Here is a 12,859-nt window from a genome sequence, read left to right as displayed (position 1 = left end):
GCACTTTCACGAAATTAACTCTGGGGGAACAAGAACCCCAAATGTTGCCCGGTGACGCGTTCGTAGCCAAATATAACTCCGCCGGTGTCCTGCAATGGGGAACGCAGCTTTTGGACGCCCATTCTGATGCAGGGGGGTGGGGCTTGGGATTGCCAGGCGGCGTTGACGACATACCAAGTGGCAACGCAGGTTTCGATGCAGTCTCTGGCATCGCTGCTGACTCAACTGGCAACATCTTTGCGGTTGGAACCACGCTCGCTGGCGGAGTAAGTGGCGAAAGCTTCGCTGAGAGCGCGTTCATAGCCAAGCTCGGACCAAACGGCAACCGCCTGTGGATTCATGGATTGGGCGCCACTACGGGGTCACTGATTACAGGAGGGAATGCTATTGCGGTGGATAGCAGTGGAAACGCGTACATAGTGGGGCAGACTTCTGCGAGCCTTCCCGGGCAGACATTCCTTGGCACCGGAAACATAACAAACTATTTCATTGCCAAATATGATTCCTCGGGCAATCGGCAGTGGCTGCTTCAGCGTGTCTTCAACGACCCGTCTCACGTTGGACCTGCGAGCAGCGTGGCAATAGGAGTCGCAGTGGATTCCAGTGGAAGCGTGTACCTGACTGGCGGCACCGACTATCATCCGTTCGTGGATAAGTTCAACGGTTCCGGCGCTTTACAATGGGAAACCTATATGCCGGCTGTGATTCAGAATGTCGGGGCCGGCTTCACGAACACGTGGTCGGCCGGAGTACCCACAAGCATCGCTGTCTCAACCGACGGAAGTAAAGTTTTCATTGCTGGCGGAACGATTGTTGAACTGGCAGAAGCCGGAACTCCGCATACGCCCAGCGGGTCGTCGGATGCGTTCGTGACGCTTTTCAACGGCTCTGGTGTACAGCAGTGGTCTCAAACTTTGGAGGCATCGACCACAACCGCATGCGGGCCTACGAGCATACCGGTCTGCGGATTTGGAACTCAGGCTTATAGCATCGCTGCGAAGCCGGACGGTTCTGCCGTATTTATAACCGGTTTTACCTTTGGCGCGCTGCCGGGGCAAACAGCAACAAACCCCCAAGCGAATAACGGCACTAGCAGCAATATTATCGCTGCTGGCATCGATTCCAGCGGGAAGGTGCTTTGGACCAAACAGATGGGAGCCGGTCCCTTCAATGGTTCGGTAGGTGCCCCCGGAAAAGACGTCGGATACGGCGTTGGCATGGACGCATCAGGTGATGTGTTCGTCACCGGCGTGACTGAGGGACATCTTGGAGTTTGGGGGGCGGGCGCGAATGGGGGTGACAACTGGTTCGTAATGAAAATGAATCCGGCGACTGGCAGCGTGTACTAAATCCATTCCACATAGCATCTTCCCGCTAACGCTCACTTGGCCTCGGCCGCGTCTCGATGAAGTTGTAATTTTCGACCGTTGACGAAGGGTATGGGTCTCTTCCTTCGAGCAAATGCGCCCCGCGTGGCGCAGCATCTGCAGTAATACGTCACTCGGCGCTTGCACGCGGCCTTTCCTTGCAGACAGAGGACGAGGAACGAGTTGAAGAGGGGCTGAAGAGGCCGTGACGGACTTTCACCGGTGCAGTCGTTTTCGAGAGCATCGTTGCGAAGCAGTGCTTGCGCATAGAGTTGTGCTTCTTCATCGCGTCCACTCAATAATGAGAGTAGCGTCTACTGGGTCCGTCCTGCCGACGAGTCTGAGCAATGCGTAGCTGCCGTCGCCCAGCATCGCCTCGAAACGCGGCGTGGCCGAAGTAATGTTCGGCAGTTCTCGACCCCGAACGGAGAACGGCAAGCGATACGCCAGGGATCTTTCCGCTGGCAGTGGTGTCCGCCAGAAATCGCTCGAGGTCGATCATCGGCTCACGCATCGGTTGGGTTCGTGCCGACTCGTAGCGGCTGCGACGCCGCCCGCGTGTCGGATCAGGCATGACGGCTCACGCTGTCACACGGTGATGCTGAGCAAGACGTTCAGTCCGTCGAACAGCGCATCCGGGTTTTCCTCGGCGATCCAGTGAGCAGCACGTGGCACGCGCATCCCAGTGACGTTGTCGGCCGCTTCGCGCATGATGTCCGCCGTCATCGAGCCGGTCGTGCTCGCTGCACCGCCCACAGCAGGGCCGTCTATTTCGTCAGAACGCCGGCATCATAAAACCGGGCGAGATCGGACCTTACCGCGTGCAGCGCCGCGTCATCCAGATAGATCATGTGACCGGTGGCGTAGTACTTGATCTGAATGTTCTCGCGCAACGCCCTGTCCAGGCTCAGGTGCGACAGCGCGAATTCGGTTGCATAGAACGGTGTCGCCAGATCGAAATAACCGTTTAGCGCCAACACACGCATTGCCGGATTCCGCCGCATGGCCGCCGCGAGGTCGCCGCCCGCATACGGCAACTGAAGTTCCTCGCCCCAGTTTTCCCTGTGCTTCCAGTCCCACTGTTTCAACGCGTCGTCGTTGAAGACACGATAACGGTCCTCGGCTTTGTACTCGAGGTCCTGCGCAAGGTGCTGATGGAATGCGGCATCGAAAGCGCTGGAAATGCCGCTCGCCGATGGATCGTATTCCGGCCGCTCGCCTGCATCGTCGAAGTCGATCCCCTCGAACCGGGCATCGAAGCGGCCCATCGTGCGCGACTCGCTCCGTAGCAACTGCTTGCGAAAACGCGCCGGCCAAACGCGCAGATGCGTCTCCTTCACATATTGCGGATCGAGGCCCGTGTAGGCTGCGACCCGCGCGGCAATGGCATCGCGCTCGGAATCCGGAAGCGTGTCGCCGAGTGCGAGCGCCTGCGAATAGGGGCCGCGCGCAAAGTTGCGCACGTCCGCCAGGAAGGCGGACAGATCGGGCGGCTTTGGTGCAATTCTGTCGTGATACCACGCGACGGCGGCGAACGTCGGCAGGTAGCTTACGTTCTCAAAATCGGAACCTGGCGAAAATGCTGCGGAGTCGAGCACGGACGACATCAGGATCACGCCGTTCAGCGCGATGTGGTCCTGGTTCAGCCGGTACGCGAGCATCGCGGCGCGCGCAGTGCCGTACGACTCGCCGAACAGGTATTTCGGCGAATTCCAGCGCCCCGCGACAGTCAGGTAGCGCTCGATGAAATGGTCGAACGCGTCCAGATCCTTATCGACACCCCAAAAATCCTTGTTGGTGGCACGGCCTACGGGTCGCGACAGGCCCGTTCCTACCGCATCGACGAAGACGAGATCGGACCGGTCGAGCAAGGTATCGGGATTGTCGGCGAGAAGGTACGGGGCCGGTGGCGTGACCGCCGGGCTCGCTGTTCTTACGCGCTTCGGCCCGATCGAGCCCATCAGCAAGAAGATGCTGCCCGTACCCGGGCCACCGTTGAACAAGAACGTGACAGGGCGCTCGGCACTGTCTTTTGTATCGGCCGTATAGGCGACGTAGAAGACACTCGCGGTAGGGCGTCCGCTTTGGTCACGCAAAAGCAGATTGCCAGCCGTCGCGTTGTAGTCGATCGTCTTGCCGTCCACGCGGATCGTGTGACGCGTGCGCGATGCGACCTCTGGCGGAATCGGAATCGACGTGTCCGCCTTCGCGCCGCGTTTGTCGTCGGACTCGTTGAATGCCCTGGCCGATCGAGGTTCCGCCCGCTCGGCGCGTGACGTGGTGGCGTTGCGGTTTCGCAGGGTTGTGTCTTCTCTGCCGGGGCTGAGAGCCGCTCCACCGGAAGCGGGTCCGGACGCGTCAGCGGCAGCCGGAGCAGCGAGAGCCGGCGCCGTCCCGACGCTGCACACGAGCGCTAGCGCGCCTGCGAGCATCCATCGATATATCGATGTATTCAGGTGCAGGGTCATGTCGATTCCCGTCGGCCGATACGTTAGCTGCGCGGGCAGATTCTCGTTGCATCCGCTGGAATGTGTCAACTGAAAGCCCTCTCTCGTCGATGCCGGCCTCAGCGGAGACTCCACTCGATCCGCGCCCGGCGAAATCAGCGCCGCAACCGCTAAAATTGCAGATTTAGCCTGGATTACAACCGTGTCTTTTGCCTCGCTTGGTCTGATCGATCCGTTACTGCGTACTCTGCAGGACCTCGCTTACCAGATACCTACACCGGTGCAGGGCAAGGCGATTCCTGCCGTGCTCAACGGCAAGGACGTCATGGCCGCGGCACAGACCGGCACCGGCAAGACGGCGGCGTTTGCGCTGCCGCTGTTGCAACGGCTGGTGCAAGACGGCCCGGCGGTCTCCAGCAACCGCGCGCGCGTTCTGGTGCTGGTGCCCACGCGTGAGCTGGCCGAACAGGTGCTGCAAAGCTTTATCGCTTACGGCAAAGGCCTCGACTTGCGATTTCTGGCCGCCTATGGCGGTGTGAGCATCAACCCGCAGATGATGAAGCTGCGCAAAGGCGTGGACGTGCTCGTTGCCACGCCGGGCCGCTTGCTGGATCTCAATCGACAGAACGCGGTGCAGTTCGATCAAGTGCAAACGCTGGTGCTGGATGAAGCCGACCGCATGCTGGATCTGGGCTTTGCGCGCGAACTCAACGCCGTCTTCGCTGCCTTGCCTGCTCGACGCCAGACCTTGCTGTTCTCCGCCACGTTCACCGATGATATCCGCGCCATGGCGGCGAGCATTCTGCGCAGCCCGGTCGATATCAGCGTCAGCCCGCCCAATGCGACGGCCAGCAAGATCGAGCAATGGGTGGTGACGGTTGATAAACGAAACAAGCCCGAGCTCTTCATGCACCTCGTGGCTGAGAACAACTGGAAGCACGCGCTGGTCTTCGTCAAAACGCGCAAAGGCGTGGATTACCTGGCCGCCATGCTGGATGAAGCGGGCTATGCGATCGACACCATCCACGGCGACAAACCGCAACCCGCGCGCCTGCGTGCGCTGGAGCGCTTCAAGACAGGCGAAGTAGACATGCTGGTCGCCACCGATGTGGCTGCGCGCGGGCTGGATATCGACGACCTGCCGCTGGTGATCAACGTCGACCTGCCGATCGTGGCGCAAGACTATGTGCATCGTATTGGCCGAACCGGCCGCGCGGGCGCGAGCGGCGTGGCGGTGTCTCTCGTATGCGCCGATGAAGCGCCACAACTGGCCGCGATCGAAGCGCTGATCCGGCAAACGCTGCCCCGTGAAGAAGAGCCGGGTTTTGAAGCAGAGCACCGCGTGCCGCAAACCAGCGCGACGGGCCAGATCGTCAAGAAACCCAAAAAGGCCAAGAAACCTAAAGTGCTGCAAGCGGCGTCCGGTCCCGGGCAGATGCCCGGCAAGAAGCCGCGCCCGCAAAGTGGCGAAAACAATCGGAAGCCTGCAGTGGAACGCGCTGTGGCAGCGGGTAACGGCGCAAGCTCGCCCAGCGGTAATCCGTTCAGCGTGCAAAAGCCACGCGGCAAGGCCGCCGGAAAGCCAGCCACGGGTGGACGTAAGCCGGCTGACAAAGCCGCTGGCGGGCGGAGCAAACGCAAACCCTGATTCGTGGGGGCGAGTAACACGGCCCTGGAACAGGCGGGAGGTTCGCGCCTCGCTGACGGGTAGCGAGACGCTTAGGCATGCTGCACAGCCGTTGAAGTCGTGCGTAGTGAGCGTCCCATCGAGGTATTCGATCGTGCTCGTCTCGAACTACCGCTGTGGGTCGGGTGCCGAAGCTCAGGACGCGCGGCTGCGGATCGGCGCTGCTCGGACTGCGGGCTACGACTGCCGGATGGAATCGCCGACAATCGGACGGCGATGCCACGCCGAGCTTACTTTTAGGGAGTGACGCAATGGCCGAAGCGCTTACCGACCTCAGTTCTTTCTCTTTCGTTCTCGCAGTACCGAATCTCGATGCCAGTGCCTCGTACTTTCGCGATGCGCTTGGTTTTAGACTGGATTGGCCTGACGGCATCGGGTGGAAGTTGGCGACGAGAGGAGGGGTGCGCGTCATGATTGGCCATTGCCCCGACGCGATGCCGCCTTCGGCAACAGGCGACCACAGCTATTTCGGCTATGTCCACGTGACGAATGCCGACGCGCTTCACGAAGAACTCGTCGCTCGGGGTGCCATCATCCTGCAACCTCCGGCCGACAAACCGCACGGCATGCGCGAATTTCTCGTGGGCACTCCGGACGGTCATCGAATGATGTTTGGCCAAGACCTGTCCAACCGAACGGCCGTTGCGGAGTAATGCCATTGGCGGAAACGGGTCCAGAGCGAACGCCTTTCGCGATCGATTCCGTGCCGACGATCGTCGCGATCGGGGAAATGCCGAGACCTTCGATCATCGTCGGCAGCCAGAAGGTCAGCGTGTAGACGGCGCACGCGCAACAGAAATAAACGAACGCCAGCACGTATGTCCTGGAATCGGCCAGCGCGGCGGCGAGACGCCCGTGACGTCACCGCGATGATCGCCATCGAGAACGGACTGCACGAGTGCTTTTTCGGCGTCAGCGTGCGCTTGGAAGTCGGTTCGCACGTTCAACATGACGTTGCGACGGTCGCCGACCACACTGCGAGCACCACCGCTCAGACCGGCTGACGCAGCCTTTTTGCCGCCGCGACCATATTCGTCAGCGCGGGAATCACTTCGGCCCATGCACGCGTCTTCAGGCCGCAATCCGGATTGATCCACAAACGCTCGGCCGGAATGCGCTCGGCGGCTCGCTTCATCAAACTGACGATGTGTTCCTCGCTCGGGATGTTCGGCGAGTGAATGTCATATACGCCCGGACCGATCTCGTTCGGATAGTTGAAGTCGTCGAACGCGTCGAGTAGTTCCATGTCCGAGCGCGAGGTTTCGATGGTGATCACGTCGGCGTCCATGTCGGCGATCGACGCGATGATGTCGTTGAACTCCGAGTAACACATGTGCGTATGAATTTGCGTTTCGTCGTTCACGCCGTTCGCTGCGATACGAAACGATTCCACCGCCCATCGCAGATACGCGTTCCATTGCGCGCGACGCAGCGGCAGCCCTTCACGCAGCGCCGCCTCGTCGATCTGAATCACGCGTACGCGGGCCTTTTCGAGGTCCAGCACTTCCTCTCGAATCGCGAGCGCGAGCTGATGACACGACACCGAGCGGGGCTGGTCATCGCGCACGAACGACCAGTTCAGGATTGTCACGGGACCCGTCAGCATGCCTTTCATCGGCTTCGTGGTTCGCGACTGGGCATACTTGATCCATTCCACCGTCATCGCCTTCGGACGGCTGATATCGCCGAACAAAATAGGCGGCTTCACGCAGCGCGAACCGTACGACTGCACCCAGCCGAACTGGCTGAACGCGTATCCGTCGAGCTGCTCGCCGAAGTACTCGACCATGTCATTGCGTTCCGCTTCGCCATGCACGAGCACGTCCAGCCCGAGTGCTTCCTGTTCTTTGACGGCCCGTGCGATTTCCTGCTCCATCGCCGCCCGATACCCGGCCTGATCGAGTTCGCCCGCCTTGAACCGGCTGCGGGCGTGACGAATCTCGCCCGTCTGCGGGAACGAGCCGATCGTGGTGGTCGGGAACGGAGGGAGCTTGAGCATCGCGGACTGCTTTTTCGCGCGCTCTGCGTAGCCGCTTTTGCGCTTGCCGAGCGATGCATCGATGCCCGCGACCGCCGCCTTGACCGCAGGGTTGTGCACGCGCGGCGAAGTGCGTCGGCTCTCGATGGCCTTCGCATTGGAACGGAGCGCATCGGCAACCGATGCGCGGCCATGGTTCAGCGCGCCGGCCAGCACGCTCAGTTCATCGAGCTTCTGCATGGCGAATGCGAGCCACGATTGGATTTCCGCGTCGAGGTTCTGCTCGCTGTTCAGATCGACCGGCGAGTGCAACAGCGAGCACGACGGCGCAATCCATAGCCGCTCGCCCAGCGTGCGATACAGCGGTTCGAGCCAGTCCAGCGCTGCGTTGAGATCGGTCTTCCAGATATTGCGGCCGTTGATCGCGCCGACCGAGATGACCGACGTCGCCGGCAATTGCTCGATGACCTCGACGATTTCGTCGCGCGCGTTGATGGCGTCGATGTGCAGGCCGTCGACCTGCAGCTTGCAGGCGAGCTGCAGGTTGTCCTCCAATCTGCCGAAGTAAGTGGCGAGCAGCAACTTGACGCGTCGCTCCGACAGCGCCTCGTACGCAGTACGGAATGCTTGCCGCCAGCTTGCATCGAGTTCGGTGACGAGCACCGGTTCGTCGATCTGCACCCATTCGATGCCGTGCGCAGTGAAGTAGTCGAGCAACGCCGCGTAGACCGGCAACAGGCGCGGCAACAACGCGAGCTTGTCCGAGTCGTCCTTCGCCTTGCCGAGCCACAGATAGGTGACCGGGCCAATGACGACGGGCTTGGCCTTCACGCCGAGCGCGCGCGCCTGATCGAGCTGTTCGAGCAGACGCGATGGATCGAGCGAGAACTGGGTGTTCGCGTCGAACTCGGGGACGATGTAGTGGTAGTTGGTGTCGAACCACTTCGTCATTTCACCGGCCGCCACGCCGCCGCAGCATCCGCTGTGGTCCGCGGAACCCTGCGCCGAGCGGCCGCGCGCGACGCGGAAATAGTTGTCGAGCGAATCGCCATGAAAACCACGCACGCGTTCGGGCAGATTGCCCAGCATGAAGCTCATGTCGAGCACGTGATCGTAGAACGCGAAGTCTCCAACCGGTGCGAAATCCAGTGACGCCTGAGCCTTCCAGTGCCGCTCGCGCAATTGCGCGCCGACCGCTTCTAGATCGTCTCGCGAGGACTCGTTCTTCCAGTATGTTTCGAGTGCGAATTTGAGTTCGCGTTTTGCGCCGATGCGCGGGAATCCGAGGTTGTGCGTCGTGAGCATGTGTGCCGTCCTGAGAGGTATCCGGAAGCGATGATAAGATCATCCATGCATGAATAAAAATGGATTAATTTCATGCAAGGATCAATTTTGTTCATGGAGCGCGACTCATGTTGGAGCGCAGTCACCTGATGGTCGTGCGGGAGGTGGAGCGTCTCGGTTCGCTCACGGCCGCCGCCGAGCGACTCAACCTGACGCAGTCGGCGTTGAGTCACGCGGTCAAGAAGCTGGAGCAGCAGTTGGGCACGCCGGTGTGGACGCGTGAAGGCCGCGCGATGCGGCTCACGCAGGCCGGCCGGTATCTACTGGGCCTGGCGAATCGCATGCTGCCGCAGTTCGAGCTTGCCGAAGTGCGCATCAAGCAATATGCGCAAGGGGAGCGTGGCACGCTGCGCATCGGGATGGAATGCCATCCGTGCTATCAGTGGCTGCTGAAGGTGGTTTCGCCCTACCTCGCGCGCTGGCCCGATGTCGACGTCGATGTGAAGCAGCGCTTTCAGTTCGGCGGAATCGGCGCGCTGATCGGTTACGAGATCGATGTGCTCGTCACGCCCGATCCGCTGAAGCATGCCGAATTACGCTTCAATCCGGTGTTCGATTACGAGCAGGTGCTGGTGGTCGCCGATGGTCATGCGCTCGCGAACCATCCGTATGTCACGCCTGAACAACTCGCGACCGAAGTGCTGATCTCGTATCCTGTCGAGACCGACCGGCTTGACATCTACACGCAATTTCTTTCGCCGGCCAACGTCGTGCCGAAGCGTCACAAGGTGATCGAGACGACGGACATCATGCTGCAGATGGTTGCGAGCGGGCGGGGAGTTGCCGCGCTGCCGCGCTGGCTCGCCGAAGAATACGCAAGCTCGATGCCGCTCACGCCGCTCAAACTCGGCAAGAAGGGCATCGACAAGCAGATTTTCCTGGGCACGCGCAAAGCCGACGACGAGATCGAATATCTGACGGCATTCGTGGACGCCGCGCGGGAATCGGACGGGACGGGCGCGAAGTTGCGTCGGTAGTGATGCCGATGGAATCGAAACGAAATCATGCGCCGTTGTGTCTGCGCGCGCACAGACAGTGAAATCGCGGCAAGGCGACGGCCAAAGCCAGACGCGCGCTCATCGACCTCATTCCACACCTGGTTTGACTATTAGCGATTTTCTACTAGATTAAAACGGAGCGAATCGTCGCGAGATGGAGGGGCGTATGGACTGCGAACCAATCGACGATACGTACGTCCTCAATGCCGTCTCGAAGTATCTTTCGCGTCAGGAACCATCCACGGGATATTGCGAGCCGTGGCGCTTTCCGCTGATCGGCAGTTGCCCGCCATCCTCGAATCCTGCCGACGGCTCCCAGCCGAAAGATCTCGTGACCTTCGTCTGGCGAGCTTCGAGCGAAGCGGACCGCCGCCCCGTCGCGGTGACGGGCACCTTCGATCGCCTATGCGAGGCAACAACGCTCGCGCCCGTTCGCTTCGATGAGCAGGACACGGCTTATCGCGCCGTGTCATTGCGCGTTCCCATCGGCGAGGTGCATTACTACAAATTCCTGATCGACGGTGAACCGTCGCTGGATCCGATCAACCCGCAACGGCAGCCGCTCGATAACGGCATCGAATGGTCGCGCTTCTTCACGCGCTATTGCAACACGCCCATCACGCTCGAAGCGTGGGAAGCCGATCTGCTCATGCGGCTGACCAACGCAATCCTCCCGTTTGCCAAGGGCGCCGCCGCCCAGTTTCTGGACCTCTACTATTTCCGCGCGGATCGCGCCGCGCAGGACAACACCTATCATCAGGCGTACCGGCTCTCGCAGCCGATAGGCGCGGTGAACTTCATCGACAACCTGCTCTCGCGTGAGGAAAGCCACCGTCTCATCGACTACCGCCTCTGCCTCGACCAGATCGATGCCGTGTTGCGCGCACGATTTCCCGGCATGGAACCCGTCGACGTGAGCGATACCGCGTACACGGACCTTTATCGTCAGATGGCCGCCAATAGCGTCGATGGCTGGGACACCAGCGCATACCGCGACCCCGTTTTCTTTCTCAAGCTCTTGAGGCGGCACACCTATCTGGGCGCGTTCTCTCATCCTTTGCACGGCGGCAATGCGGCCGGCGCTGGCTGGGCCTTCATCGAAGACCGTTTTCGCGACGCGGCGGGCGCGAGCTGTTTCGACTGGCGGCGAGCCATCGAAAAGCCGCTCGGAACCAGCGAAGCGTATCTCGGTTAGCCCGTGCGAGCGCGTCATGGATTACGACTACGATGCCATCGTCATTGGAAGCGGGGCAGGCGGCGCGCCGGTCGCGCATCGGCTCGTCTGCCAGAACAAGCGCGTGCTGATGCTCGAAAAGGGACCGCTGATCGAACCGCAGTTTCTCTCACGACGCGGCGTCAGCGAATTCAAGCGCGACGAACTGATTTCGGACGGAGCAGAAAAGATCCTGCGTCTCGACGTCGCCAATGCGGGCGCATCGTATTACTCCAGTCACGTGGAACCCGATCTCAACGATGAACCGCACGTGTACCGGCGCGACGCCGGCACGCCTGCCGAGCGCGACTGCGCGACCATCGAAGGGTATACGGCGCAAGTGGTCGGGGGCGGCACGCAGCTTTATGGCGGGGTGTCGCTGCGCTTCACGCCGCGAGACATGGCGCTCGCGACGTGGAACAACCGGCCGAGCGCGGCACTGATCGACGATCCCGATGCAAGCGTGCGCCGCGAGGCGCGCGACTGGCCGTTCACGTATGACGTGCTCGAACCGTATTACGCGAAAGCGGAAGCGCTCATCGGCATCAACGGCGAAGCGAACAATCAGCTCAAGCCGTTCCCGAGCGGCGTGCGCTATCAGACGCCGCTCGACCCGAATCCGGTCAGCGCGCATGTAAGGGATGGCATGGCGCGGCTCGGTATGGCGTATTACCGCACGCCGCTTGCCATCATCACGGCCGATCACGCGCCGAGCGGAAGAAAAGGCCCTGTGCCCGGCGATTCGGCCAAGACCGCCTATATCAACCGATACGGCGATCCCCTCGGCTTCAAGTCCAGTACGTGGGTTTCGCTGCTTGCGCCGATCCGCGATCGCGATAACTTCAAGCTGCTTCCCAACTGCACCGTCACGCACCTCGGTTCGGATGGCAGGACCGTGAAGACCGTTCATTATCTCGGCCCCGATGGCAAGCGGCATCGCGTGTCCGGCAAGACGGTCATCGTCGCGTGTTCCGCCATCGAAACGGTCCGCCTGCTCAAGCTCTCGGCCGAAGAAGACCCGAACGGCTTCGGCAACAACATCAATCAGGATGGCAACGGCATGCTCGGCGCATATTTCCTCACGCATTGCTTCGGCGGCGCGTCCGGTCTCGTGCCCGCTTCCGAGCGATTCGACAAGTCGCGCACGCTCGACAGCGACTACGCCACCGACTTCTGCCACAGCGACGCGTTTCTCGAAGCCCAGCAACTGTGGGCGGGCGCCGTGATCTACAACAACACGTCCGATCGCGCGTTGCCGCTCGCGCTCGCGCGCAATCAGGGAAGCCAGGACCTCGATACGCTCTGGAACGGCTTCAACGACGACACGGGCACATTCAATCAGGACCTGATCGCTTATCTGGACAAGCGCATCGGACGCGGGCTCTCGGTGACGTTCATGGCGAATCAGGTGCCCGTGAAAGCGAACCGTATCGAGCTGCATCCGAGCATCAAGGACAAGTGGGGGCGTCGCGCCGCTTATGTCATCAAGGACTGGCATTCGCATGATATTGCGCTCATGGGCAAGCTCGCGAAAATCTGCGAGGACATTCTGCGGCAGGGCGGCGTGACCGACGAGTTGTCGTCCGGCGCGGTGTTCGGCAAGGACGAACTGGCGCGCTGCGCCAATCACATCATGGGCGGGGCGCGCTTCGGCAACGATTGCCGGGATTCCGTGCTCGATAAAGATTGCCGCGCGTGGGGCTTCGACAATCTCTATGTCACGGACGGCGCGTGCATGCCTACCTCCGGCGGCGCGAATCCCACCCTGACCATCGAAGCGAACGCCTTGCGCGTCGCCGACGTGCTCGCCCAGGGGCTATGAGTC

The 12,859-nt window shown here is 61.2% G+C and carries 9 protein-coding genes; 6 read left to right on the top strand and 3 right to left on the bottom strand.

All coding sequences use genetic code 11. From position 1 onward, the window contains the following. Positions 1 to 41 precede the first annotated feature (41 nt). Positions 42 to 1,349 (top strand): SBBP repeat-containing protein, encoded by a 1,308-nt coding sequence (locus NCR39_RS23385; protein ID WP_250454469.1) that lies wholly within the window; start codon positions 42 to 44, stop codon positions 1,347 to 1,349. Positions 1,350 to 1,955: 606 nt separating this feature from the next. Here the strand turns inward: NCR39_RS23385 and NCR39_RS23380 are convergent. Continuing rightward, positions 1,956 to 2,093, bottom strand: coding sequence for a hypothetical protein (locus tag NCR39_RS23380; protein WP_250454468.1), 138 nt, complete (start codon positions 2,091 to 2,093; stop codon positions 1,956 to 1,958). A 41-nt stretch (positions 2,094 to 2,134) separates the two neighbouring features. Further along, positions 2,135 to 3,835 (bottom strand): S10 family peptidase, encoded by a 1,701-nt coding sequence (locus tag NCR39_RS23375; protein ID WP_250454467.1) that lies wholly within the window; start codon positions 3,833 to 3,835, stop codon positions 2,135 to 2,137. A 181-nt stretch (positions 3,836 to 4,016) separates the two neighbouring features. On the opposite strand from NCR39_RS23375, the gene NCR39_RS23370 reads away from it, so the two are divergent. Both NCR39_RS23370 and NCR39_RS23365 read left to right on the top strand, forming a co-directional pair. After that, positions 4,017 to 5,462 carry a DEAD/DEAH box helicase gene (locus NCR39_RS23370; protein ID WP_250454466.1) on the top strand — a complete coding sequence of 482 codons (1,446 nt, stop codon included), beginning with the start codon at positions 4,017 to 4,019 and terminating at the stop codon, positions 5,460 to 5,462. Positions 5,463 to 5,752: 290 nt separating this feature from the next. After that, complete coding sequence (locus NCR39_RS23365; protein ID WP_250454465.1) at positions 5,753 to 6,154, top strand: VOC family protein; 402 nt, start codon at positions 5,753 to 5,755, stop codon at positions 6,152 to 6,154. 338 nt (positions 6,155 to 6,492) lie between these two features. Here NCR39_RS23365 and metE read toward each other — a convergent pair whose 3' ends face one another. After that, positions 6,493 to 8,784, bottom strand: coding sequence for a 5-methyltetrahydropteroyltriglutamate--homocysteine S-methyltransferase (gene metE, locus NCR39_RS23360; protein ID WP_250454464.1), 2,292 nt, complete (start codon positions 8,782 to 8,784; stop codon positions 6,493 to 6,495). Between the two features lie 107 nt (positions 8,785 to 8,891). On the opposite strand from metE, the gene NCR39_RS23355 reads away from it, so the two are divergent. From NCR39_RS23355 to NCR39_RS23345, 3 genes are all read left to right on the top strand, one after another. Continuing rightward, positions 8,892 to 9,800: a LysR family transcriptional regulator gene (locus NCR39_RS23355; protein WP_250454463.1), complete on the top strand. Its 909-nt coding sequence runs from the start codon at positions 8,892 to 8,894 to the stop codon at positions 9,798 to 9,800. Between the two features lie 187 nt (positions 9,801 to 9,987). Beyond that, complete coding sequence (locus NCR39_RS23350) at positions 9,988 to 11,016, top strand: gluconate 2-dehydrogenase subunit 3 family protein (RefSeq protein ID WP_250454462.1); 1,029 nt, start codon at positions 9,988 to 9,990, stop codon at positions 11,014 to 11,016. Positions 11,017 to 11,032: 16 nt separating this feature from the next. Continuing rightward, positions 11,033 to 12,856: a GMC oxidoreductase gene (locus tag NCR39_RS23345; protein ID WP_250454461.1), complete on the top strand. Its 1,824-nt coding sequence runs from the start codon at positions 11,033 to 11,035 to the stop codon at positions 12,854 to 12,856. The last annotated feature ends 3 nt before the right edge of the window (positions 12,857 to 12,859 follow it).

Source organism: Caballeronia sp. ATUFL_M2_KS44, from assembly GCF_023630965.1.
Lineage (GTDB): Bacteria > Pseudomonadota > Gammaproteobacteria > Burkholderiales > Burkholderiaceae > Caballeronia > Caballeronia concitans.
This window is presented reverse-complemented; position numbering and strand designations above follow the sequence as displayed.